The organism is Candidatus Pelagibacter sp. PS_23, from assembly GCF_059417905.1.
Map to the genome: position 1 here is coordinate 725,532 of NZ_CM182071.1, position 22,480 is coordinate 748,011.

A 22,480-nucleotide genomic window follows, 5' to 3' on the forward strand; every position below is an offset into this window, starting at 1 on the left:
AAAATTAAGCCACTATTTATCGTTTAGGGAAGCCTTCTACGGTATAGAAGTTTCTTATCTTTTTTAGAGACACGTAATAAGCACTTTCTCTAAAGGATTTTTTTATTTGTTTTTTAGCATTATAAATTTCAATAAATGCATTTCTCATACTGTCTTCTAAGCCTGAAAAAGCCAAGTCTTCTTCATCAGCACCATGAATAATTTTTTTAATGGTGTCAAAATCTGTTTTAGTATTAGTTTTTTTATCTATCAAATCAATAATGTCTAATATTTTTTGTTCTTGAAATCTTTTTTCAACTCTACCAAAACGTATATGAGAAATATCTTTTACCCACTCAAAATAAGAAACTACAACACCCCCTGCATTGACATAGATATCAGGAATAATCATAACGCCTTTTTCAAATAATTTTTGATCCGCCTCAAATGAAATGGGTCCATTTGCAGCCTCAATTATTAATTTTGTTTTAATTTTATCTACATTATCAATGGTGATTGCATTTTCTAATGCAGCTGGAATTAAAATATCACAATCTAATTCTAAAAGTTCACTTGGATTATCTTTAAATTCTCCAAGTTTAGGATTATTGATACTTTTATTTGTTTTATAAAATTCAATTAGTGCATTTATATCAATGCCTTTTTTATTATATAAATAACCATCAAACTCACCTATGGCTATAATCTTTGCATTATCTCTATTATATAAATGTTTGACTAAATTACTTCCAACATTACCAAAGCCTTGAACTATAATTTCATTATCTTTTAATTCATTTTTTAAACCAGCTTCTTTAACGACGTCTTCGTGTCTAAATATTTCTCTAACTACTTCTTCAATACCTCTACCGGTAGCCTCAGTTCTGCCAGCAATACCTCCTCTGTGTAAGGGTTTACCTGTTACACAACCTCTATAATTTATATCATCTGGTTTAAGTGTTTTATAAGTCTCTAAAATCCATTCCATTTCTCGTTGAGAAGTTCCAACATCTGGAGCTGGTACATTTAATGCTGGAGAAATAAAACCTTTATTAATTAGTTTACTAGCAAAGGCTTTAGTAATTTCTCTAAGTTGGGGCATGGTGTAATTCTTAGGGCTAATCTTTAAACCGCCTTTAGCACCTCCAAAAGGAATATTAACTATTGCACATTTGTAAGTCATTAAAGATGCCAAAGCTTCTGTGTCGTCTTGATCAACCGTTTCTGAATATCTTAGCCCACCTTTAGTTGGAAGAATATGTTCTGAATGAACCGCTCTCCATCCAGTAAAGTTATTAATTTTGCCATCTAAGACAACACCCACATTTACTTTAATTAATGAGTGAGTAGATTTTAAATGCTCAAGTAAGTCATCACTAAAGTTTAGTAATTTAGCTGATTTATCTACATGTAAATTAACGTTATCTTTAAAGCTCATTAATAATTATTATATCTTTAATTTATTTTTTTCCAATAACCATAAACACAACGTGTGCCCCGTCTTGAACAATCATAAGTATCATGCAAGATACCATCTTTAACAACCGTTATGTGCTTTGAGCAAGATACAATTAACGTCCCACTTGGAAGTTCATCTTTTTTTAAGTGAACTTTACAGCCTTGACCAATAAACATAGTCGGCGTCCACTGCCAACCTAGTTTTTCAAGGTATTTCTTAACCACCACTCTATGGGTACCTGATCTTGGGCTGTCATTTTTTTGTTTTAAACTTCTTGCAAGCCTTGTTCTTGATGTAGTTCTAAATTCTTCATTTGCCTTATAAAGATCATCATAAATTTTTTGATAAGGAAGGCCTGATACAATTGCTATAGATCTAACTACACAGTCTCCAGCTTTACCTTTATATCCAGCAGCAGCTCTGCCTCCATCATTGATTTCTAGTTCTAAATTGCTACTTGAAAATAATCTTTTAAAGAAATTCACGATTTAGTTTTATGATCTAAGATCTCGATCATACACTGGGTTGCATATTCACGCCATTCACTAGCAGTTTTGCCTTTAAGACTATCAAGCTGTTGTTTATTACTATTAATACTTTCTTGGTATTTAACTTTATCTGTTTCTTCTAAATTTTTTTCCATATTAGTAAGATTGGTTTCCATAGCACTAATCCAACCATTACCAAGTTCAACACATTTAACATCATCTTTTTCATCACAAACTTGCTTAAAGAAATTGAAAATAACATCATCTGTTTTAATCTCTTTGCTCATGTTATCTGCCAAAAATACCTAATTTAACATCATAATCAACTGCAATTCCGTAATCAGGATCATCATCACTATCAACTACTAATTGGCCTGCTCTACTTAATAATCTATGACAATCTTTAGTTAGATGTCTAAGTTTAACTTTTTTTCCAAAACTATTATATTTATCAGCAATGTCTTCAATTGCTTTTAATGCTGATTGATCAATTACTTTTGATCCTGCAAAATCTATAATGATTACTTCAGGATCTTCTTCTGGTTTAAATAATTCTAAAAAACTATCCGTTGAACTAAAGAAAAGTGGTCCTTCTATTTCATAAACTTTAGCACCTTGTTCTCTAATAGATGGTCTCTCAACTGCTCTAATTCTTGATGCAGATTTCCAAGCAAAAACTAATGCAGATACAATCACTCCAACAATTACGGCAACAGCTAAATCTTCCAAAACAGTTACAACAGTTACAAGAACAATAACTAATGCATCACTCTTTGGTACAAAAAATAATATCTTTAATGAGTTCCACGCAAAGGTTCCAATCACTACCATAAACATTACACCAACAAGTGCTGCAATTGGGATCATCTCTATATAGTTTGATGTATATAAAATAAAAATTAATAAGAATAATGCGGCAGCTATTCCTGCAATTCTTGTTCTACCACCTGATTTTACATTAATCATAGATTGACCAATCATCGCACATCCACCCATACCACCAAAAAAACCAGTGACTGTATTTGCAAAACCTTGCGCTAAACATTCCTGACTAGCCCCACCTCTTTTATTAGTAATTTCACCAACTAAGTTAAGGGTTAACAGGCTTTCAATTAAGCCAATGGCTGACAATATAAATGCATAAGGGAAGATAATTTTTAAAGTTTCAAAGTTTAAAGGAACACTTGGAATTGAAAATATTGGTAATCCTCCTTTAACACTTGCAAGATCTCCAACACTTGGAATATCAATCTTTAATGCTAAAACTAATACAGATGTAACTAAAATTGCAGCAAGTGTTGCTGGTACTGCTTTAGTAATCTTTGGTAGTAACCAAATAATTAACATCGTTAAAATAACGAACCCGATTGAATAATATAAAGTATTTCCTGAAATCCATACTGATTGCCCCATTGCATTAAGGGTTTTAAACTGACTAAGCTGAGAGATACCAATAACGATTGCAAGACCATTAACAAAACCAAGCATTACCGGTTGGGGTACCATTCTAATAAATTTTCCAAGTTTAAAGACACCCGCTAGTAATTGTAAAATCCCCATCAAAACTACAGTTGCAAATAAATATTCCGCACCGTGATCCATAACAAGGGACACCATTACAACAGCTAAAGCACCCGTTGCTCCTGAAATCATTCCAGGTCTTCCACCAAAAACTGCTGTAATCAACCCAACAATAAAAGCTGCATAAAGTCCTGATAAAGGTGCAACACCTGCAACAAAAGCAAAGGCAATAGCTTCAGGAACTAACGCTAAAGCAACTGTTAAACCTGATAAAACTTCAATTCTAAATAAAGAAAAAGATGCCCCTTCTTTTGGAATATAGTTTTGTGAGTTAAAGCCAATAGATTTTGCAAATGATGAGAGTGTGGTTTTAATCAATGTATTTAAATTTTAATTATTTATGAGTCGGTGTGTTATCTATTTAGTAAAGCAAGCAGTTGATAAAGTCTAGTTTCAATTAATACGTGTTAACAAATTTGCGACGAATCATATACATAATGATTAAGAGGTAGTGGCGGGAGACTAAAACTACCTCTGTCCTTAACCCTTAAGATACTTTTTAATTTTTGAAATAGTTTTCGTTAATAGAACTTTTGAATAAGGTTTTCCTTTAATAACCCAAACCGATAGTGGCCACGTACTGTCTTTAGTAGATCTTGCAATAATATGAATATGTAATTGAGGAACAATATTGCCAATTTTTTCAACATTAAGTTTTTTTGTTTTAAAAATTTTTTTCATTAACTTGCTGCAATGAACAATTTCTTTCATTAATAACATTTGATCTTTTGAATTAAGTTCTGAGATATCGGTTATATTTTTTCGCTTTGGAATTAAAATGATCCAAGGAAATTTAGCATTATCAATTAAACGAATACTGCATAATTTTAATTCAGTTATTAAATGAGAATCTTTTAGAAAACTTTTACTTACTTTATTTGCCATAACTACAGTTTGAAATATTCATATAAAAATTTTGCAGCAATGATAAGTAAAAATATTCCAAAATATTTACTAATTCTATTCTTATCAATTGTATGAACTGTTCTTGCACCAATTCTAGCCATAAAGGTTGTAATCGGTATAAAAATTAAAAAAGCAGGAATATTTAAAAAACCAATACTTAATGGAATATTTGTTTTTAAATAACTGCCAGTTATCAAAAATCCGATTGCGCCAAATAATGCTATTAAAAAACCAATAGCTGCAGCGCTACCTATAGCTCTATTAATTGAGTAACCAAAAAACTTTAGAATTGGAACATTCATAACAGCCCCTCCAATACCCATGGGTGCCGAGATAAAACCTACTAAAAATCCTAAAATAATTTTCAAATGAAGCTTAATTTTAAGAGTTATATTTTTTTCCTTTTCTTTTAATAATAAAAGATAAATACTTAATAAAAATATTACGATTGCAAAGAAAAGAACTAAGGTTTTAGTTTTAAGAGTTGCTGCAAAAATTGCTCCAAAAATAACACCAAGTACTACAAATATTCCATAACTTTTAACTATATCAAAATCCACTGCTTTAAATTTATGATGAGTTAAAACTGAGACAGTTGAGGTTGGTATTATGATTGCAAATGATGTTCCAACTGCAAGGTGCATGACATATTGTTGATCAATCCCTAAAGAATTAAAAATATAAAACAAAAATGGAACTGTAATTAATCCACCGCCAATACCAAATAAACCTGCAACAAATCCCACAGGAATAGCGGTTAAGGCCATTAGTAGGCTAAAGTATATGTACTCGTTAGATAAAAGAGAACTAAGCAGATTGACTTACCGACGTGTCGACATTGTTATATTTAATCTTATCCATGATGTGATCAATCTTTTTAACATCGGCATCTCTAACACACATATTTTCGCTTAAATACCTTTTCCAAAAGCTAGATCCTGTTTGACCATGAAATAATCCTAACGTATGTCTCATAATTTGATTTAAACGTGTTCCTTTTTTAATTTCTTCTCTAACGTACGGTAGCAACTGTTCAATTACATCTTGTCGACTTGGTACATTTTCATTATTAAATATATCTCTTTCAATATCAGCTAATAAATAAGGAGTATGGTAAGCAGCACGTCCAATCATAACTCCATCAACTTTATCTAAGTGATCTTTCATTTGATCAGTTGTGGTAATTCCACCGTTGATAATAATTTCTTCATTAGGGAAATCTTTTTTTAATCTGTAGACAAAATCATACTTTAAAGGAGGGATGTTTAGATTTTGTTTAGGAGTAAATTTTCCAAGAATAGCTTTTCTTGCATGAATGATAAAAGTTTTAACACCAGTGCTTTTTAAAGTTGAAATAAAATGATGTAAATTTTCATAATCCTCAGTGTCATCGTAACCAATTCTTGTTTTAATCGTGACCGGCAACTTTGTAACCGATTGCATTTTACTTAAGCAGTCTGCAACTAAATTTGGTTCTTTCATCAAGCATGCCCCAAATTTATTTTTCTCAACTTTTTTTGAAGGGCAACCAAGGTTTAAATTTATCTCATCATAACCAAAGTCTTCACCTGCTTTAGTAGCCTCTGCAAGTAAAGTTGGAGATGATCCACCAATTTGAAGGGCTATTGGTTTTTCATTTATATTAAATTCTAATAGTTTTTTTTTATCCCCTCGATGAATAGCTTCAGAGACAACCATCTCACTATAGAGCAATGTATTTTTACTAATCAGTCTTAAAAAAAAACGTTCATGACGATCAGTGCAATCCATCATAGGTGCAACGGATACTTTCCTGTTCATACTAAACTTTTATATTATTTTTTTAGCTATTTGTAGTCTCTGAATCGTCAGAGTTTTCTTCAGTTGTTTCAGCTTCTGTTTCGGCTTCAGCTATTTGATCTAAAGAAACTGCTGTCTCTTCATCTCCCACTTCTAACTCTGCATCAACGTCAACTTCTGGCTCTGCCTTTGCAGTTAATTCTTCTAAATCATCAGAGGATACTTGAATTTTTTCAGGAATTTTTCTAGCTCTTTTAGATGGTAAAATAGGAGTTCCACTTTTAGAAATTTCACCTTTGTACATACTTTCAAAATCATCACCAATAATTTCATCATCATCAGTGCCATCGTCAACTTGCTCAACGTGTTTTCTAAGTTTGTGAATAGCGCTATCTGTTAAGTCTGAAACTTTAATAGTGTCTGCTGCAATTTCTCTTAAAGATATAACTGTGTTTTTGTCATTATCTCTATCTAAAGTTGGTTCTAAACCAGAATTTAATTGAACTGCTCTTTCTTTAGCAACTAAAACTAATTCGTAAGGACTTTCTACTTTATCTATGCAATCTTCTACTGTTACTCTAGCCATGCGCAGTATCTATACAGTAGTTAAAAAAAAATCAAGGATAATTCTATAAATAATCAGGATTAAGCTTGTTCTTTACAAGGAATAACAACAATATTGCTATTAAAATATAAGATCCTGAAACAAGAGCAATTTGCTCAATAGAAAGACTATTATCAATCAAAATTCCAAAGAGTGCTGTACCAAATGCAGTTGAAAATACCATTAACGCTGTGGTTAATGCTTTAATGGAACCAATATATCTTACTCCATAAATCTCAGCCCAAGTAGCAGAACCTAGAACATTTGCTAGTCCATTTGAAATTCCAATTAAACCTAAAAATACAAATGATGAAATTGGTGAGTTAAAATAATAAAGCACAAACGTTGCAACTAATAAAGGAATGTTCATATAAATTATTAATTTTCGACTACTAAACTTATCAATTAAAAAGCCTGTTAAAAATAAAGTAATCACTGATAAAATTGAATACACCATAAAGGATTGGGCAATAACATAAGGTCCCCAACCTTTAGATGACACTATAAAAGATTGATAAACAAATGTACCCGTTGCAATCCAAGGCATCGCTAACATGCTTAAACATATAATATAAAAGCGATAATCTTTTAAAACTTCACCTCTCGTCCATTGTTTTATATCTTTAGTTTTAATATTTGTGGCACTAGATGCTTCTCTTGAATCTAATTTAACGTTTTTAACTAATGTAACAATGACAATAGGTAAAATGATAATAACTGAAATTGATATGGCTATCCAAATATTTCTCCAATCAATAAAAGTTAATAAAAAAATAATTAATAAGGGTAAAATAAATTCAGCTAACGATAAACCAAGCCAAGTTGTGCTTAATGCACGTCCCCTAGTCTTTTCAAAAAATCTTGATATTGTTGTGGTTGCAGTGTGAGACATTAGTCCTTGACCTGATAATCTCATTAAGAAAATTGATAAAAATAAGAAAGCGACTGATGAAATTTTAGAAAATAAAAAACAAGAGATCGCTAGTAACGCAATGACATAAGATGCAAATTTTAAAATATTAAAGTCATCTATTTTTTTACCAACCCAAACAAGTACAAAACTACTTAATAGAGTAGCAGATGCATAAATTGATCCAAACTGACCATGCGTGATAGAAAGCGCGTCTCTTATGCTTGAATTAAACAGTCCTAGAAAAAAACTCTGTCCAAAGCTTGAAAAAAATGTAAATATAAATCCAAATAAAATTACTTTAAAATTCAAACTTTTAAACATAGGAAATAGAAATTATGAGCAATGTTGCATTTATAGGTTTAGGTGTCATGGGTTATCCAATGGCAGGATATATATCAAAAGCAGGTCACAATGTAACTGTTTATAATAGAACTGCTGCAAAAGCTGATAAATGGGTTGCTGAATATAAAGGGTCAAAAGCAGATACTCCTGCAAAAGCTGCTGAGGATGCTGACTTTGTGTTTACCTGTGTTGGTAATGATAACGATTTACGAGAAGTAACTTTTGGTGACAACGGTATCTTTAAAACAATTAAAAAAGGCTCAGTTTACATTGATAACACAACCGCTTCTGCAACGATTGCTAGAGAAATTTATGAGCATTCATTAAAAAGTGAATTTGGTTTCTTAGATGCACCGGTATCAGGTGGACAAGCTGGTGCTGAAAATGGTGCTCTAACTGTTATGATTGGTGGAGATCAAGCAAACTTTGATAAAGCAAAAGACATTATTGATTGTTACAGCAAAAAGATGAAATTATTAGGTGGTGCTGGTAATGGTCAATTAGCAAAAATGGTTAATCAAATTTGTATTGCAGGTCTTGTTCAAGGTTTATCAGAAGCAATTAACTTTGGAAAAAAAGCAGGTTTAAATATGGAAGATGTAATTGAAGTTATATCTAAAGGTGCTGCTCAATCTTGGCAAATGGAAAACAGATATAAAACGATGATTGATGATCAGTTTGAATTTGGTTTTGCAGTTGATTGGATGAGAAAAGATTTAAAAATTGCTATGGATGAAGCTAAAAATAATGGCTCTCAACTTCCTGTAACTGAAATCGTTGATAAATATTACGGTGAAGTTCAAGAGATGGGTGGAAACCGTTGGGATACTTCCAGTTTAATTAGAAGACTAAGTAAATAATCTCGTATGCAACCAGCGTACTACGAAGATTTTGAAGAGATCAAAAATAAAATCTGGTATATGCTGGATAATGCTATCAAAGATAGAGGGTCTCAATTTAGAATTCCTGTATTTATTTGTGGTGGTCAAGATGACTTTGATGGAAGAATTGTAGTCCTTAGAAAATCAGATAGAGAAAACAATATTATCCAATACCATAGCGATATCAGATCTAATAAAATTGCTAAATTAAAAGCAAATAAGAACGCAGCAATGTTATTTTATGACAAGGAAGAGAAAATCCAAATTAGACTTAAAGTTGAATGCACCGTTAATCATGAAAATGATATTACAAAACAGTCCTGGTTAAAAACAGGACACATGAGTAGAAAATGTTATTTAGTTGATAACGGACCAGGAACATTATCTGAAACCCCTACTTCAGGACTAAAGCCTGAACTAGATAATTTTGAATTTACAATGGAGCAAAGTGAAGTGGGATATAAAAATTTTACTGTTATTCAATGTAAAATTAAAAGTATGGAATGGCTTTATTTAGCAGCCAAAGGTCACCGTCGTGCTAAATTCGATTTAGAAAATAACAAAGATACCTGGTTAATTCCTTAAAAAACTGATTTAGAATATTTTTTCCAATTATCTTGGTAATGAATTGCATTTTCAGTAATTGACTTTGCCTCTTCTGTTGAGACTTGTCTTACAATTTTGCCAGGGGATCCAACCACTAAAGAATTGTCAGGAATGACTTTGTTTTCTGTGATCAATGCATTAGCTCCTATGATGCAATTTTTTCCAATTTTTGCACCATTTAAAATTACAGCACCAATTCCAATTAAAGAATTGTCTTCAATCGTGCAGCCATGCAGCATAACCAAATGACCAATAGTTACATCTTTTCCAATTTTTAATGGGTAACCTGGATCGGTATGCAATACACTGCCATCTTGAATATTGGAGCCTTCACCGATATGAATATTTTCAACATCTCCTCTTAAAGTTACATTAAACCAAATGCTGGTATTTTTTTCTAGCGTGACATCACCAATAATAGATGCATTAGATGCAGACCAATTATCACCTAAATTTTTAACTTTTTTATCTTCCAAATCATAAAACATAACTTATATATTATTATAACATGCCGTTAAAAACTCCAATATGTGATTTCGGACAAGCAGCTAAAAGCTTTGAATTAAAGTCCACTAATAACGAAATTATTAAATTAAATGATGTTAAAGGGACAAATGGAACTTTGGTTATGTTTATTTGTAACCACTGTCCTTATGTAAAAGCAGTTATTAAAGACATTGTTGAAGATTGCAAAAATTTAGAAAAACATGGGGTAAAAGCTGTGGCTATTTCAGCAAATGATCCAGTAAATTATCCTGAAGATAGTTTTGAAAATATGATTGAATTTTCAAAAAAACATCAGTTTAGTTTCCCTTATTTATTTGATGAAACTCAAAATGTTGCAAAAAGTTATGATGCAGTATGCACTCCTGATTTTTTTGGATACAATAATAACTTAGAATTACAATACAGAGGTCGAATAAGAGAGTTAGACAATTTAAAACCAGTAAGAGCTGGAGATAGTGATTTATTTACTGCAATGAAACAAATAGCTGAGACCGGTAAAGGTCCTGAAACGCAAATTCCAAGTGTTGGCTGCAGTATCAAATGGTTAGATAATTAATGTACCTAATAGTTACAAAAACGTTCCCTCCAGAAGTTGGAGGTATGCAGAATTTAATGTGGGGATTAGCAAACGAACTTTCAAAACACTACATGATAAAAGTATACGCTGATTATCATGAAAATCATAAATTATTTGATGAGCAAGTTTCTTTTTCTATAGAGCGTGTAGGTGGCATAAAACTTCTTAGAAAATATAGAAAAGCTCAATTGATTAATGAATTTATTAAAGAAAATAAGATTGATGGCATTATTGCTGATCATTGGAAAAGTTTAGAACTTCTTAAAACTAATAAAAAAAAGATATGTTTAATCCATGGTAAAGAAATTAATCATGAAAAAGGTACCTCTCTTAATAAAAGAGTATTGGAGGTTTTAGATAGTGTTGAAACCATCGTTGCTAATTCTGAGTACACTAAAAATTTAGCTATTTCATTGGGGGTTCAGCAAGATAAAATTGTAGTTATAAATCCAGGTGTTGATCCTGTTGAAGAATTAGATAAAAAAACTTTAGATAAAGTAGAGAATTTATTAAAACATAAATCTCCCAGATTAATTACTGTCTCTAGATTTGATAAAAGAAAAAGCCATGAAAAAGTAATCATGGCGCTTCGAAATTTAAAACAAATCTATCCAGGTATTGTCTATATTTGTGTTGGTTACGGTGATGAAGAGGAAAATATTAAAAAATTAGTAGCAGAATTGAGCCTTCAGCCACAAGTGATGTTTTTTAAAGATATTTCTAACGAATTAAAAAATGCACTAGTTGCTAAATCTAATATTTTTGTCATGCCATCTATTGTTCATAAAAAATCTGTTGAAGGATTTGGGATAGCTTATGTTGAAGCTGCTCAATATGGATTGCCCTCTCTTGGTGGAAAAGATGGAGGTGCTGCTGATGCAATAGAACATGAGAAAACAGGTTTAATTTGTGATGGTAATGAATTAGATGAAGTCTATTCAGCAATTAATTTAATGTTAGAAAATAATAAATTCCAAGAGTATGGAAAAGCTGCCAAAGAAAATTCTGCTAAATTTAAGTGGAGTACTATTATTGAAGAATATAAAAAAATTCTAAACTAAATCTTTTTACTCTTAATTGTTTTATAAATTTGCCACCCAACAATTAGAATTGTTATTCCTATTATTGCAGCAGTAAGAGGTCTGTCCCATAAAAAAGTCCAAGAACCATCACTTATTAATAAAGATCTTCTTAAATTTTCTTCCATTAATCCGCCAAGGACAAAGGCTAATATGAGTGGTGGCATTGGAAAATCATATAAGCGCATAAAAGTTGCAACAACTGCAATTCCAATCATTAAATAAATGTCAAAATTATTAAAGGACATTACGTAAATTCCCGTAATTGAAAAAAATAAAATAAGTGGAATTAAATAATTTTTAGGTACAGCAAGTATTCTTGCTATGTAAGGTATTAAGGGCAGGTTTAGAATAAGCAATACTACCATTCCAATATACATAGACATAATAACTGACCAAAAGATTTCAGGATTTGTTATATAAAGTCTAGGCCCTGGTTGAATTCCAAATCCTAATAAAGCACCAAGCATTACCGCAGTAGTTCCACTTCCGGGTATTCCTAAAGTTAATAAAGGCACAAAAGCTCCAGAGCATGCTGCATTATTTGCAGTTTCTGGTGCAGTTAAACCATGAACACTACCTTTACCAAATTTTTCTTTTTCTTCATCACTAACAAAATTTCTTTCCATTCCATAGGCTAGAAATGATGCAATAGTTGCACCCGCACCTGGTAAAACACCAATTAAAAAACCAATAACTGAGTTTCGAGGAATAGCTTTTAACATTTTGGTTCTCTCTTCCTTATTAATTTTAATTGAACCAAGCTCTGTTAATGAAACTTGTTTAGCGACAGCAGATGGATCATTTCGTTTTAAAATAATTGTTAAGGCTTCACTCATAGCAAAAGTTGCCATTACAACTAAAACGAAACTTATCCCATCAGATAAATTCATATTATTAAATGTAAATCTTGAAATATCAGATAAAGAATCTTGACCGACTGACGCTAACATTAAACCTAAAACAACCATCATCATTGCTTTTAAAAATTGTCCCTTTGATGAAAAAGCTGCAATGGCTGTTAAACCTAAAATCATTAAAGCAAAATAATCTGGTGATCTAAAAGATAAACTTACTTTAGATAAGCTTGGTGCAAGAAATAATAAATAAATTGAAGCAAGGGTTCCACCTGCAAAAGAACTCCAAGCAGCAATCGCTAACGCTTTTCCAGCTTTACCTTGTTGAGCCATTGGATATCCATCAAATGATGTTGCAACAGTTCCAGGAACACCCGGAGCATTTAATAAAATTGATGAAGTTGATCCACCAAACACTGCACCATAATAAACACCTGCCATTAAAATTAATCCAGTAGCTGGATCAAAACCATAAGTAATAGGTATCATTAATGCAATCGCTGTCATTGGTCCAAGACCGGGTAGCATTCCAATGATGGTTCCAAAAAAACAACCAATCATAACCATAAATATGTTTTGAAATGTAAGAGCTGTTTTTAAACCAATTAAAATGCCTTCAATCATCCCATAACTCCAATTATTTTTAAAAATGGATCTCTTAAATAAATTTCAAGCACTCCATGCAAAAGATACATAAAAGCACCCACAAAAGGGAAAGAGAGTAAAAATATTAACTTCCACCTTCTCTCACCTAACGCATAATAAGAAGACGCTAGAAATAGAGAGGTCGTTAAAAAATAACCTACTTTTAATATAGTTACTCCATAAATAATTGCTATGAGCACAAGTATAGCTGTTTTTTTATATTCTAAATTATTATGATTAACTTTAATGGTATTGGGCTCTGGTAAAATAATTTTTAAACCAGAAAAGAATAAACCTGCATAACCTAAGTAAATTGGAAATGTTCTGGCATTAAAAGGTGCATTTTCATCAAATGAAAAAACCTGAATTTGATACGCAATATATAAATAGAATGCTGAGAAAATAAAAAAGAGCAGTGATATAATTTTAGTAGTATTTATATTCACTGCTCTAATTTTTAAATAATCCTAAAGGATTATATAACTCCTAATTTCTTCATAAGAGCTGTCATTTCTACAGTTTGCTTTTCTAAGAATTTAACAAAATCCTTATCTGAGTTATAAATATTAACCCAAGCATTTCTTTTTCTAACAGCTTCCCATTCAGGAGTTTCCATAACTTTACCTAACATTGTAGATAAGGCTTTTTTATCTTTATTGCTCATATTTGGAGGTCCAAAAAATCCTCTCCAGTTTACGAACTGAACATCATATCCTTGTTCTTTTAGAGTTGGTGCATCCGGTGCATCAGCTACTCTTGAAGGAGCAGTGATACCAATAATTCTTACTTGGTCTCTTGCACCCATAAGTTCACCTAAACCTGTAGAGATAATTTGAGTTTCTCCAGATAAAAGTCCAGCTAACGCTTTTCCACCAGCATCATAAGGAATGTAAGCAACATCATTTGGATTAGCACCAGCAGCTTGGAAAGCTAAAGCACCAATTAAATGATCCATACTTCCTCTTACTGATCCACCAGCCATCTTAATAGAGCTTGGATTCTTTTTATATGCATCAACTACATCTTTAAAGTTTTTGTAAGGTGAGTCTTTTGCAACTGCAATCGCACCGTAGTCACCAATTACACCAGCGATCGGTGTAACATCTTTATAAGATAAAACTCCAGATCCTGTAACATAACCTTCGTGTCTAGTAATAGATCTTAAAACTAGCGGCGTAGATTGTACTAAAATTGTATTTTTAGGTTGAGTATTAATCATGAAAGCTAAAGCTTTTCCTCCACCACCACCTGACATATTTTCAAATGATGCACTTTTTAACATTCCTGATTTTGTTAAAGCTTCTCCAGTACCTCTAGCAGTTCCATCCCATCCACCACCAGCACCACCACCAATTACGAAATGGATTTTATCCATTGCGATTGAATTTGTTGCTGTTGCAGAGAATAATACAATTGCTGAAAATAGTACTGAAACTATTTTTTTAATGTTTTTCATTATTTCCTCTTTATTATTAGTTAATAAGACATTTACTTGAAATCTTTATCAATAGTCAATACTACTCTGGCATGTTGTTCTATTAGTTAGAACATGCTATTCTACCTAGTAGAATATGATTAAAATAAAAAAAAAAATTGATGGCGTTGAGGCGGTAAACAAAGCACTAGAGATTATAAATTGTTTCACACTAAAGAAAGAAACATTAAGCATAACTGAAATTTCAAAAATTACAGGTGATTATAAAAGTAGAGTTTCTAGAATATCAAGATCATTAGAAAATTATGGGTTTTTAAGAAGAATTGATAACGGTACATTTAAACTTGGAAGTTCAATTGGTAGGCTAATAGAAGTTTATGATGATAGTTTCAATTTTAAAAAACTTATAAAAGATGAATTAGATTTCATAATGACAAAATCAAATGAAACAGCTAGTTTTTTTGTAAAACAAAAAAATTATAGAACTTGTTTGATAACTAGTGAACCCAATAAACCCATAAAACACACAATCCAAACTGGATTAAAAAGACCTCTAGACAAAGGTTCAAGCGGACATGTTCTTTCATCATTTCATAATTTACCAATTAAAAATAAAGAAACTATTCTTAAAAACCAATATTCGATGTCTTTTGGTGAAAGAGATAGAGAGATCGCTTCTGTTTCTGTTCCAGTAATACCAACTAAAAACAAAATTTTAGGATCACTAACAATTACAGGACACATTAGTAATTTTAGTAAAAAAAATTGTTTATCATTTTTAAATATTTTAAGATTATCAAGAATTAAGATTGAAAAAAAACTTAAAAAAATTTCATAATATGAACGCTTCTCTTGACTTAAACAAAAATACTTTAAAACAATTATTTTCTAAAAAATTTCTATTAGTTATTTTAATTTCTATCCCAAGTGCAATTGTAGCTGACTATTTTAATATCCCATTAGCGTGGATGCTTGGTCCTATGCTTGCAGTTTCAGTTGCAGCATTAAGTGGATTAAAAATTAAAATGCCAAAACTAGCTTTAAGTTCAATTTTAATAGTTCTTGGTCTTCATATTGGAAATTATATCGATCAAAATTTAATCAATCAGATGACTGAATGGGTGTGGACTTCAATAATAATGTTTGTCTATATTTTAATAAGTATTTTAATTGTTTCAAAATATTTACAAAAATTTTCAGGCTATAATGTCAAAACTTCTATTTTTTCAGCAGCACCAGGCGCTTTAGGACCTTTAATGATATTAGCAGAGCATGAAAAATCTGACTTATCGCAAGTTGCTACATCACATTTAATTAGATTAATTATAATAATAACTGTCATTCCCTTTTTTGTTGTTAATTACTCAACAAATGAAGTCCTAACAATTGAAAAATTTAATTATCTTGATCAAAACCATTTTCATCTTTTAATTCTCTTAATAGGTTCGATTTTATTAATTTTCTTATTTGATAAAATTGGTGTGCCTGCTGCATTATTATCTGGGACATTAGTTGCAAGTGGAATTTTACAAATAACGGAAGTTGCCTCCTACAAACTGCCGGATGAAAGTATAAATTTTTGTTTGCTTATTTTAGGTGCCTCTGTGGGTTGTCGTTTTGCAGATAAATCATTAAAAGAAGTTGCGGGTAATTCATTTCATAGTTTAGTTGCAACTGTAATACTTGTAGCTCTTGGATTATTAGCTGCAATTGTTGCAACATATTTTGTTGATACCAATTTCTTAACTCTACTTTTATCTTTTTCTCCTGGGGGAATTTATGAAGTAGCAGTTATAGCAATTGCTTTTGATTTAGACCCTAACTTTGTAGCATTTCATCATATTATTAGATTACTGATGATACTCTTCACTGTTCCTGTAATATTGAAAATTATTGGTAAGAAATTAAATTAATATTTTTTCTAAAACTTTAGCTGCACTTAATTTTTCTAAATCATCAACTTGTATTGCTTTAAAGTTTTCTCGCTCAATACTAACTTTAAAAGCTGTGGTGTGTTTACCAAATAAAGTCAAGCCTTTTACACCAAGATGAGCAGTCATATGAGCTGGGCCTGTATCATTTGCAATAACAAATGAGCTTTCTTTAATCAAGCTTGAAAGTTGAGAAATATCTAAAGCTTTACCTTTATCTAAAATTGAAATGGCATTAATGTTTTTTGCATCATCGATTTCAGAGGGTCCAGGTGCTACAATAACTTTAATTTGATCTTTATATTTATTTTTAATTAATTCTATTAGCTCATTATAATGGGGCCACTTTTTATGAGTTAAATGCGCTGAACAAAATGGAAATAAGACAAAGTATTTGTCTAACTTAAATTCTTGTTTAATATTATCGATGTTAGTCACAGCCCAGCTAAAATTTGGTTTCATGGTGTGCTCAGTTTTAATTCCAGAGGTTTTAAGTTGATGATCAAATCTATTTAAAACGGGGTCTTTATCAAATTCATCTTTTGAAATATTACTTGGCAAAGTTGTTTCTGAGCTAGACCAAGTATTAAAATTTGCTTTTGGAAATAAAATATTTTTATAAAATTTTGTTCTAGATGAGTTTTGTAAATCATAAACTTTTCTAAAATTCTTCTTTTTCAAGTTTCTCATTAACATATATAGATAAATTAAATTAAATCTTGATTTACGTTTGTCTAAAATAACATTGTGTACGAATGGGTTTTTCCTAAATAATTCAAAATAAGGTTTTGTTGTTAAGATATGTATTTGATCTTCAGGGTGGTTTTCAGAAATATCTTGAATTGCCCCACAAGCTTGGGCTATATCTCCTAAAGAACCATGTTTGATAACTAAAATATTAGACATATTTCTAACAACTTAACATAGTATAAATTTTTATGAATAAAATTCTAGTTGAAGTATCAGTTGGTGAACTTTTAGATAAAATTTCTATTTTAGAGATTAAACAAGAAAAAATTAAAGATCCTGAAAAATTAAAATTTATTAATGATGAGCACAGTATTTTAAAAAATCAATTAGATAGCAATGTTAAATCTGATGAAAAACTTAATACACTTTTTCAATCCCTGAAAGATATTAATGCAAAATTATGGGTGATAGAAGATGACAAACGATTGTGTGAAAAAAATTCTGATTTTACTGAAAAATTTATAAAATTATCAAGAGATGTTCATTTTTTAAATGATGATCGTGCTAAAATAAAATTAGAGATGAATAATCACACTGGCTCTAAGATTAAAGAGATTAAAGAATACACTTCTTATTGAAAACTATATTTCTTTTCTAAATATTTTATCAAGTTGTGAAAAATAAAAGTCATAAATAAATAAATTCCACCTGCTAAAAGAAACACTTCTAAAGGTTTATAAGTCGTTGATACAATATGTTTTGCAACTCCTGTAATATCCATTAAGGTTACCGTGCTTGCAAGAGATGTGCCCTTCATCATTAATATAATCTCATTCCCATAAGCTGGTAAAGATTGTCTGATCGCTACAGGAATTTGAATTTTATATAAAATAATTTTACTTGATATCCCTAAACTTTTACCCGCTTCAATTATTCCAGGTTTTATAGTTTGAAAAGCTGATCTTAAAATTTCTGAAGTATAAGCCCCTGTATTTAAGGCAAATGCAATAATTGCACACCAATAGGGTTCTTTTAAAATGACCCAAAGAAAAGTTGACCTTAACCACTCGATTTGTCCAAGACCATAATAAATTATAAATATCTGAACTAATAATGGAGTTCCTCTAAATAAATAAGAATATCCATAAGCAAATTTATTAATAAATGGGTTTTTGTTTAATCTTAAAACTGCAAATAAAAATCCAATAAATAAACCAATGATTAATGATGCTGATAACAATTTTAAAGTTATAACTGCAGCACTAAGTAGTTTTGGCAAACTTGTTATCATTAAATCAAAATCCATTAAAAGCCCCTGCTATATTTGACTTCAAGTCTGTTAATTAGTTTCATGCTTAAAAACGTAAGCATCAAATATAAAACTGCCGCAAAACAGTAAAAGAATAAGGGATCTCTAGTAGAACCTGCTGCAATATAAGATTGTCTCATAATCTCAACTAAACCTGTAACTGATATTAAAGATGTATCTTTTAAAGTGATTTGCCAAACATTACTTAAGTTTGGAATAGCAAGTCTTAACATTTGAGGTAGAATTATTTTATAAAATTGTACAAATTTACTAACCCCTAAAACTTTGGCAGCTTCAAATTGACCTTTATCTATTGATTGTATCGCTCCTCTAAATACTTCTGTTGAATAAGCGCCAGATATAATACCGATTGCAACTGAGCCCGTAATAAATGCATTAATCTCAATATATTCAAAGTATCCAAAAATTGAAGCAACGTACATTATGGCTCCACTTCCCCCAAAAAAGAAAAGGTAAATTACTAATAATTCTGGAACGCCCCTGATTACTGTAGTGTACGTATTACCAATAAAATTTAGAAATTTATTATTTGATAATTTAAGTGGCGTAAAGATTAATGAAAATAAAAAACCAATTAACATTGCAGTAACTGCCACTGCAATTGTCATTAGAGTTGCATAAAACAACTCGTCTCCCCAGCCTGTTTTTCCGAATGATAAAAGATCCATATCGAAAGGGCGACTAAATAAATAGTCGCCTTTTCAAAATATTATTTACATAGAAGCGTCAAAGCCAAAATGCTTGATCGCTAATTTGCTGATGATTCCTTGTTTTCTAGCAGTGTTAATTGCTTTGTTGAAATCTTTAAGAAGTTTTGCATCTCTTGTACCGATTGCATCATCTCCACCTTGTCTAATTCCAACACCAACACCATTACCAAAAGCACCACCTGAAAAAGTAGGTCCAACTAATACTACTGGTTTTCCTGATTTATCCGCATAATCAGTGAATGCAACAGCTGCAGCTAATGCAACATCACATCTACCAGAAGTTAAGTCTAAATTTACTTCATCTTGAGTTTTATAAGTTCTAACATTTACTTTGCCTACATCACCAGACTCTAAAAAGTTTTGGTGAATAGTTCCAGTTTGTGTACAAACAGTTTTTCCAGCAAGTGCAGCAGTTATAGTTTTAAGAGTTTTCTTAACAGCACTTCCACCTAAAGTTAAATTAATTCCTTCTGGTGTATCCATGCCTTCTAAACTTGAACCTTTCATTACTGCAAGGGCTGCAACTTCATCTGCATAACCTTGTGAAAAAGTAATTGTTTTTTGTCTTTCTGCAGTAATTGACATTCCTGCCATGATCGCATCAAACTTTCTCATTAACAAAGCTGGAATCATTCCATCCCAATCTTGTTCAACGATAGTACACTCGTGACCCATGATTTTGCATAGCTCTTCTGCTAACTCAACCTCAAAACCAATAAGAGCACCTGAAGCATCCTTAGAGTTCCATGGTGGGTAAGCACCTTCTGTTCCAATCTTTATTTTATCAGCGTAAACATTTCCGATTAATAATAAAGAAGCAAGAACACTTAATATTGTTTTTTTAAATATATTCATTTTTTCCTCCATATGATTATGAGGATTTATTTCACAAATTTGAGAATTTAAAAAGAAATTTTTAGTGATTAATTGATGATGAAAAGTTCCAAGAACAGTCAAAACTTGGGATGTAAACCCTATCCAAAGTTGTATTTCCAAAATTCTTATTGAAAACATCTAGCCATTTCTCCACTTGCTCTGGTTTTTTATCTTGGCTGCCTACTTGAGCAGTAATTACTCCATTTGGCTTTAATATTCTAATTAATGAGTCCATATTTTTGGCAGCAAGATCAATACAAAACTGGTCATCGTTAAGATCTACAAAAATTTTATCGTACTTATCGTCTTCAACAGACTTTATACTTTCAAAAGCATCTCCCCAAATACATTTAACTGAATTTTTCTCAGTTGATTTATTGCCAATGCTTCCAAGGTGTTTATTACAAACCTCAACTACTTCTGGATCAAGTTCATACCAGTCTATAAAATCAAAACCTTTAGACGTACACTCTCTTGCAACTCCTCCATCACCTCCACCAATGATTGCAGCAGTTCCCATATCTTTATTCAATTTTAAAGCAGCGTTTACAAATGTTGAGCTATACAAAACTTCATCATTTGTTGCGACTTGAATTTCGTTATCAATAAATAATGATTTACCAAATTGTTCTAAATCTAATATTTCAATATGTTGACCTACTTTAGATTTAAAATCTTCTAAAACTTCATTTACAACATATGATTTTTGTAATCCAGGTGAACTGTAAATGTCATGATATAAAGACTTAGTATCTCTATCAAAAGCTTTTGTGACAATTCTCTTATGTTTAAATTCTTTTTTGACAATATCGAGAGCTATAGAAGGACTTACCTTCCCACATGTGAAAAAATCAAAACTAATAATTCCTTTTTCTGGAAACGTATGAAAACTGATATGACTTTCCGCTAATAAGGCAAGGATAGTAAAACCTTGCGGTTCAAATTTATACTTTGAAATTTCAAGAATTGTAACTTCTGCAGCTTTTGCAATTTTACGAATTACGTTCTCGTAGATTGAAGGGTCATATTCTTGAGTAGTGCCAATGATATCTAAAGTTATATGCTCGCCTACTTTAGTCATAAAAATTATTCCCTCTTATAATTTTTTATTAATATTAAGTTGCTCGGTTTTATATAGGTGTATTGATAATTTTCAACAATTAATCAATTTTTTGATATTTTACTTAATTAAATTAAAACTGAGCATTAATTAAATTAGCAAATGCACTAGCCCCTTTTGCTAGATTTTTGTTCCAATCATTATCAGCATTTTCATCTGCATTATCAGATATGTATTTAAAACATTTAAATTCAATATTCTCTAACTTACAAACTTTTGCAATAGCGTAGGCCTCCATATCAACTACATCAACTTCCATATCAATTTTTTTATTAACAAAACTATCTCCTGTTCCACAAGAATAACCTTCTTTTGATGTAATAATTTCTTTAATTTTATCAAAAGGCGTCTCGCCTAATTCAAAATCTAACCCTCTAACATCCATATCTCTTTGATAAAATTTGGTGCATTCAACGATTCCTTTTAACTTAGTATTAATTGCACCTACAGTACCATAATTGATAATTAGTTTTGGTTTGTAAATATTGATTAACTTTAATGTGTTATAAGTTGCATTAATTTTTCCAACTCCGACATGGTTAAAATAGTCTAATCCAATCGTTTCTTCTTTAATTGCTGCTAGGAATAATTTGTCCATAGATTTTTTTTACTAAAGATATAAATATATTAATATCATGAATTTAAAAGATTATATTAGATCTATTCCAGATTATCCAAAAAAAGGAATTTTATTTAGAGATATTACAACTTTAATTAAAGACGCAGATGCATTTGAAGAATGTATTAATCAAATAATTGAAAGATCAAAAAATTATAAAATAGATAAAATTGCTGCAATTGAGTCAAGAGGATTTGTATTTGCTTCTGCTGTTTCTTATCTTCTTAAAAAACCTTTTATTATGTTTAGAAAGAAAAACAAACTTCCGGCTGAAACTCATTCAGTTGATTTTGAATTAGAGTATGGAACTGCAACTATTGAAGTTCATAAAGATTCAATTGACAAAGATGATTCAGTTTTGATTATAGATGATTTAATAGCAACAGGTGGAACAGCTGAAGCAGCAGCTAAACTTGTGGAAATGTCTAATGCCAAAATTGCTGCATTTGTTTTTGCAATTAATCTTTTTGACCTAGGTGGATCTGATAATTTAGTTAAAAAAGGTTATAAGGTTGAAAACTTAATGGATTTTCCAGGGCATTAATTGGTAGCGGGAAGTGGAATCG

General features: G+C 30.9%; 27 protein-coding genes. 8 read left to right on the forward strand and 19 right to left on the reverse strand.

The genetic code is table 11. From position 1 onward, the window contains the following. Positions 1-16: 16 nt before the first annotated feature. From AC5SLY_RS03910 to AC5SLY_RS03950, 9 genes are all read right to left on the reverse strand, one after another. Positions 17-1,417, reverse strand: coding sequence for a Glu/Leu/Phe/Val family dehydrogenase (locus tag AC5SLY_RS03910; protein WP_494598591.1), 1,401 nt, complete (start codon positions 1,415-1,417; stop codon positions 17-19). A 17-nt stretch (positions 1,418-1,434) separates the two neighbouring features. Continuing rightward, positions 1,435-1,923, reverse strand: coding sequence for a hypothetical protein (locus AC5SLY_RS03915; protein WP_494598592.1), 489 nt, complete (start codon positions 1,921-1,923; stop codon positions 1,435-1,437). Beyond that, the gene (locus tag AC5SLY_RS03920) at positions 1,920-2,213 is read right to left on the reverse strand and encodes a hypothetical protein (protein ID WP_494598593.1); all 294 of its coding nucleotides are present in this window, start codon (positions 2,211-2,213) and stop codon (positions 1,920-1,922) included. Before AC5SLY_RS03920 ends, AC5SLY_RS03915 begins: the two co-directional genes overlap by 4 nt. Position 2,214: 1 nt before the next feature. Then, positions 2,215-3,825, reverse strand: coding sequence for a SulP family inorganic anion transporter (locus tag AC5SLY_RS03925; protein ID WP_494598594.1), 1,611 nt, complete (start codon positions 3,823-3,825; stop codon positions 2,215-2,217). A gap of 162 nt (positions 3,826-3,987) precedes the next feature. Beyond that, positions 3,988-4,392 (reverse strand): HIT domain-containing protein, encoded by a 405-nt coding sequence (locus AC5SLY_RS03930; protein WP_006996699.1) that lies wholly within the window; start codon positions 4,390-4,392, stop codon positions 3,988-3,990. A 2-nt stretch (positions 4,393-4,394) separates the two neighbouring features. Next, entirely contained in the window at positions 4,395-5,180 is a 786-nt protein-coding gene (locus AC5SLY_RS03935) for a sulfite exporter TauE/SafE family protein (protein ID WP_494573835.1), read from the reverse strand. A 40-nt stretch (positions 5,181-5,220) separates the two neighbouring features. After that, entirely contained in the window at positions 5,221-6,213 is a 993-nt protein-coding gene (dusA, locus tag AC5SLY_RS03940) for a tRNA dihydrouridine(20/20a) synthase DusA (protein ID WP_018414250.1), read from the reverse strand. 22 nt (positions 6,214-6,235) lie between these two features. Then, positions 6,236-6,778, reverse strand: coding sequence for a DNA-directed RNA polymerase subunit omega (gene rpoZ / locus AC5SLY_RS03945; RefSeq protein ID WP_006996696.1), 543 nt, complete (start codon positions 6,776-6,778; stop codon positions 6,236-6,238). A gap of 43 nt (positions 6,779-6,821) precedes the next feature. After that, on the reverse strand, positions 6,822-8,030 hold the full coding sequence (locus AC5SLY_RS03950; protein WP_494598595.1) for an MFS transporter: 1,209 nt from the start codon (positions 8,028-8,030) through the stop codon (positions 6,822-6,824). A 14-nt stretch (positions 8,031-8,044) separates the two neighbouring features. On the opposite strand from AC5SLY_RS03950, the gene AC5SLY_RS03955 reads away from it, so the two are divergent. Both AC5SLY_RS03955 and AC5SLY_RS03960 read left to right on the forward strand, forming a co-directional pair. Further along, entirely contained in the window at positions 8,045-8,911 is an 867-nt protein-coding gene (locus tag AC5SLY_RS03955) for an NAD(P)-dependent oxidoreductase (RefSeq protein ID WP_011282212.1), read from the forward strand. Positions 8,912-8,917: 6 nt separating this feature from the next. Beyond that, on the forward strand, positions 8,918-9,517 hold the full coding sequence (locus tag AC5SLY_RS03960) for a flavin-binding protein (protein WP_494598596.1): 600 nt from the start codon (positions 8,918-8,920) through the stop codon (positions 9,515-9,517). On the opposite strand, the gene AC5SLY_RS03965 is transcribed toward AC5SLY_RS03960, so the two are convergent. Beyond that, a complete protein-coding gene (locus AC5SLY_RS03965; protein ID WP_494593877.1) occupies positions 9,514-10,026 on the reverse strand; it encodes a gamma carbonic anhydrase family protein in 513 nt (170 codons plus the stop codon). The genes AC5SLY_RS03960 and AC5SLY_RS03965 overlap by 4 nt on opposite strands. 20 nt (positions 10,027-10,046) lie before the next feature. On the opposite strand from AC5SLY_RS03965, the gene AC5SLY_RS03970 reads away from it, so the two are divergent. Then, complete coding sequence (locus tag AC5SLY_RS03970; protein WP_494598597.1) at positions 10,047-10,601, forward strand: thioredoxin family protein; 555 nt, start codon at positions 10,047-10,049, stop codon at positions 10,599-10,601. Further along, positions 10,601-11,683 (forward strand): glycosyltransferase family 4 protein, encoded by a 1,083-nt coding sequence (locus tag AC5SLY_RS03975; RefSeq protein ID WP_494598598.1) that lies wholly within the window; start codon positions 10,601-10,603, stop codon positions 11,681-11,683. The genes AC5SLY_RS03970 and AC5SLY_RS03975 overlap by 1 nt, the downstream gene beginning before the upstream one ends. Here the strand turns inward: AC5SLY_RS03975 and AC5SLY_RS03980 are convergent. From AC5SLY_RS03980 to AC5SLY_RS03990, 3 genes are read right to left on the reverse strand one after another with little or no spacing between them, the layout of a single operon-like run. Next, positions 11,680-13,182 (reverse strand): tripartite tricarboxylate transporter permease, encoded by a 1,503-nt coding sequence (locus tag AC5SLY_RS03980; protein ID WP_006996689.1) that lies wholly within the window; start codon positions 13,180-13,182, stop codon positions 11,680-11,682. The genes AC5SLY_RS03975 and AC5SLY_RS03980 overlap by 4 nt on opposite strands. Then, the gene (locus AC5SLY_RS03985; protein ID WP_006996688.1) at positions 13,179-13,649 is read right to left on the reverse strand and encodes a tripartite tricarboxylate transporter TctB family protein; all 471 of its coding nucleotides are present in this window, start codon (positions 13,647-13,649) and stop codon (positions 13,179-13,181) included. Before AC5SLY_RS03985 ends, AC5SLY_RS03980 begins: the two co-directional genes overlap by 4 nt. A gap of 29 nt (positions 13,650-13,678) precedes the next feature. Beyond that, a complete protein-coding gene (locus AC5SLY_RS03990; protein WP_006996687.1) occupies positions 13,679-14,659 on the reverse strand; it encodes a tripartite tricarboxylate transporter substrate binding protein in 981 nt (326 codons plus the stop codon). Between the two features lie 115 nt (positions 14,660-14,774). Between AC5SLY_RS03990 and AC5SLY_RS03995 the strand changes: the two genes are divergently transcribed. Then, entirely contained in the window at positions 14,775-15,476 is a 702-nt protein-coding gene (locus AC5SLY_RS03995; protein WP_494598599.1) for an IclR family transcriptional regulator, read from the forward strand. Position 15,477: 1 nt separating this feature from the next. After that, entirely contained in the window at positions 15,478-16,551 is a 1,074-nt protein-coding gene (locus tag AC5SLY_RS04000) for an AbrB family transcriptional regulator (protein WP_494598600.1), read from the forward strand. On the opposite strand, the gene AC5SLY_RS04005 is transcribed toward AC5SLY_RS04000, so the two are convergent. Beyond that, positions 16,543-17,475, reverse strand: a complete 933-nt coding sequence (locus tag AC5SLY_RS04005) for a glycosyltransferase family 9 protein (protein WP_494598601.1) — start codon at positions 17,473-17,475, stop codon at positions 16,543-16,545. The two genes, AC5SLY_RS04000 and AC5SLY_RS04005, sit on opposite strands and share 9 nt — an antisense overlap. A gap of 32 nt (positions 17,476-17,507) precedes the next feature. Between AC5SLY_RS04005 and AC5SLY_RS04010 the strand changes: the two genes are divergently transcribed. After that, a complete protein-coding gene (locus AC5SLY_RS04010) occupies positions 17,508-17,897 on the forward strand; it encodes a DUF6165 family protein (RefSeq protein ID WP_006996683.1) in 390 nt (129 codons plus the stop codon). Here AC5SLY_RS04010 and AC5SLY_RS04015 read toward each other — a convergent pair. The 5 genes from AC5SLY_RS04015 to AC5SLY_RS04035 all read right to left on the reverse strand — a co-directional run bounded on the left by AC5SLY_RS04015 (position 17,891) and on the right by AC5SLY_RS04035 (position 21,893). Next, positions 17,891-18,565, reverse strand: coding sequence for an ABC transporter permease (locus AC5SLY_RS04015; RefSeq protein WP_006996682.1), 675 nt, complete (start codon positions 18,563-18,565; stop codon positions 17,891-17,893). The genes AC5SLY_RS04010 and AC5SLY_RS04015 overlap by 7 nt on opposite strands. Next, positions 18,565-19,257 carry an ABC transporter permease gene (locus AC5SLY_RS04020; RefSeq protein WP_006996681.1) on the reverse strand — a complete coding sequence of 231 codons (693 nt, stop codon included), beginning with the start codon at positions 19,255-19,257 and terminating at the stop codon, positions 18,565-18,567. Before AC5SLY_RS04020 ends, AC5SLY_RS04015 begins: the two co-directional genes overlap by 1 nt. Positions 19,258-19,302: 45 nt before the next feature. After that, a complete protein-coding gene (locus AC5SLY_RS04025) occupies positions 19,303-20,154 on the reverse strand; it encodes a transporter substrate-binding domain-containing protein (RefSeq protein WP_006996680.1) in 852 nt (283 codons plus the stop codon). 61 nt (positions 20,155-20,215) lie between these two features. After that, a complete protein-coding gene (speD, locus tag AC5SLY_RS04030) occupies positions 20,216-21,256 on the reverse strand; it encodes an adenosylmethionine decarboxylase (protein WP_018414263.1) in 1,041 nt (346 codons plus the stop codon). 112 nt (positions 21,257-21,368) lie between these two features. Continuing rightward, complete coding sequence (locus AC5SLY_RS04035; RefSeq protein ID WP_018414264.1) at positions 21,369-21,893, reverse strand: 5'-methylthioadenosine/S-adenosylhomocysteine nucleosidase; 525 nt, start codon at positions 21,891-21,893, stop codon at positions 21,369-21,371. A 37-nt stretch (positions 21,894-21,930) separates the two neighbouring features. On the opposite strand from AC5SLY_RS04035, the gene AC5SLY_RS04040 reads away from it, so the two are divergent. Beyond that, entirely contained in the window at positions 21,931-22,458 is a 528-nt protein-coding gene (locus AC5SLY_RS04040) for an adenine phosphoribosyltransferase (protein ID WP_006996677.1), read from the forward strand. Positions 22,459-22,480: the final 22 nt, after the last annotated feature.

Bases quoted from the DNA above. Each gene is read 5' to 3' on its own strand.
- AC5SLY_RS03910 (WP_494598591.1), bottom strand. From the start codon at position 1,417: ATGAGCTTTAAAGATAACGTTAATTTACATGTAGATAAATCAGCTAAA.
- AC5SLY_RS03920 (WP_494598593.1), bottom strand. From the start codon at position 2,213: ATGAGCAAAGAGATTAAAACAGATGATGTTATTTTCAATTTCTTTAAG.
- AC5SLY_RS03930 (WP_006996699.1), bottom strand. From the start codon at position 4,392: ATGGCAAATAAAGTAAGTAAAAGTTTTCTAAAAGATTCTCATTTAATA.
- AC5SLY_RS03935 (WP_494573835.1), bottom strand. From the start codon at position 5,180: ATGGCCTTAACCGCTATTCCTGTGGGATTTGTTGCAGGTTTATTTGGT.
- dusA (WP_018414250.1), bottom strand. From the start codon at position 6,213: ATGAACAGGAAAGTATCCGTTGCACCTATGATGGATTGCACTGATCGT.
- rpoZ (WP_006996696.1), bottom strand. From the start codon at position 6,778: ATGGCTAGAGTAACAGTAGAAGATTGCATAGATAAAGTAGAAAGTCCT.
- AC5SLY_RS03950 (WP_494598595.1), bottom strand. From the start codon at position 8,030: ATGTTTAAAAGTTTGAATTTTAAAGTAATTTTATTTGGATTTATATTT.
- AC5SLY_RS03955 (WP_011282212.1), top strand. From the start codon at position 8,045: ATGAGCAATGTTGCATTTATAGGTTTAGGTGTCATGGGTTATCCAATG.
- AC5SLY_RS03960 (WP_494598596.1), top strand. From the start codon at position 8,918: ATGCAACCAGCGTACTACGAAGATTTTGAAGAGATCAAAAATAAAATC.
- AC5SLY_RS03965 (WP_494593877.1), bottom strand. From the start codon at position 10,026: ATGTTTTATGATTTGGAAGATAAAAAAGTTAAAAATTTAGGTGATAAT.
- AC5SLY_RS03970 (WP_494598597.1), top strand. From the start codon at position 10,047: ATGCCGTTAAAAACTCCAATATGTGATTTCGGACAAGCAGCTAAAAGC.
- AC5SLY_RS03975 (WP_494598598.1), top strand. From the start codon at position 10,601: ATGTACCTAATAGTTACAAAAACGTTCCCTCCAGAAGTTGGAGGTATG.
- AC5SLY_RS03980 (WP_006996689.1), bottom strand. From the start codon at position 13,182: ATGATTGAAGGCATTTTAATTGGTTTAAAAACAGCTCTTACATTTCAA.
- AC5SLY_RS03990 (WP_006996687.1), bottom strand. From the start codon at position 14,659: ATGAAAAACATTAAAAAAATAGTTTCAGTACTATTTTCAGCAATTGTA.
- AC5SLY_RS03995 (WP_494598599.1), top strand. From the start codon at position 14,775: ATGATTAAAATAAAAAAAAAAATTGATGGCGTTGAGGCGGTAAACAAA.
- AC5SLY_RS04000 (WP_494598600.1), top strand. From the start codon at position 15,478: ATGAACGCTTCTCTTGACTTAAACAAAAATACTTTAAAACAATTATTT.
- AC5SLY_RS04005 (WP_494598601.1), bottom strand. From the start codon at position 17,475: ATGTCTAATATTTTAGTTATCAAACATGGTTCTTTAGGAGATATAGCC.
- AC5SLY_RS04010 (WP_006996683.1), top strand. From the start codon at position 17,508: ATGAATAAAATTCTAGTTGAAGTATCAGTTGGTGAACTTTTAGATAAA.
- AC5SLY_RS04015 (WP_006996682.1), bottom strand. From the start codon at position 18,565: ATGGATTTTGATTTAATGATAACAAGTTTGCCAAAACTACTTAGTGCT.
- AC5SLY_RS04020 (WP_006996681.1), bottom strand. From the start codon at position 19,257: ATGGATCTTTTATCATTCGGAAAAACAGGCTGGGGAGACGAGTTGTTT.
- AC5SLY_RS04025 (WP_006996680.1), bottom strand. From the start codon at position 20,154: ATGAATATATTTAAAAAAACAATATTAAGTGTTCTTGCTTCTTTATTA.
- speD (WP_018414263.1), bottom strand. From the start codon at position 21,256: ATGACTAAAGTAGGCGAGCATATAACTTTAGATATCATTGGCACTACT.
- AC5SLY_RS04035 (WP_018414264.1), bottom strand. From the start codon at position 21,893: ATGGACAAATTATTCCTAGCAGCAATTAAAGAAGAAACGATTGGATTA.
- AC5SLY_RS04040 (WP_006996677.1), top strand. From the start codon at position 21,931: ATGAATTTAAAAGATTATATTAGATCTATTCCAGATTATCCAAAAAAA.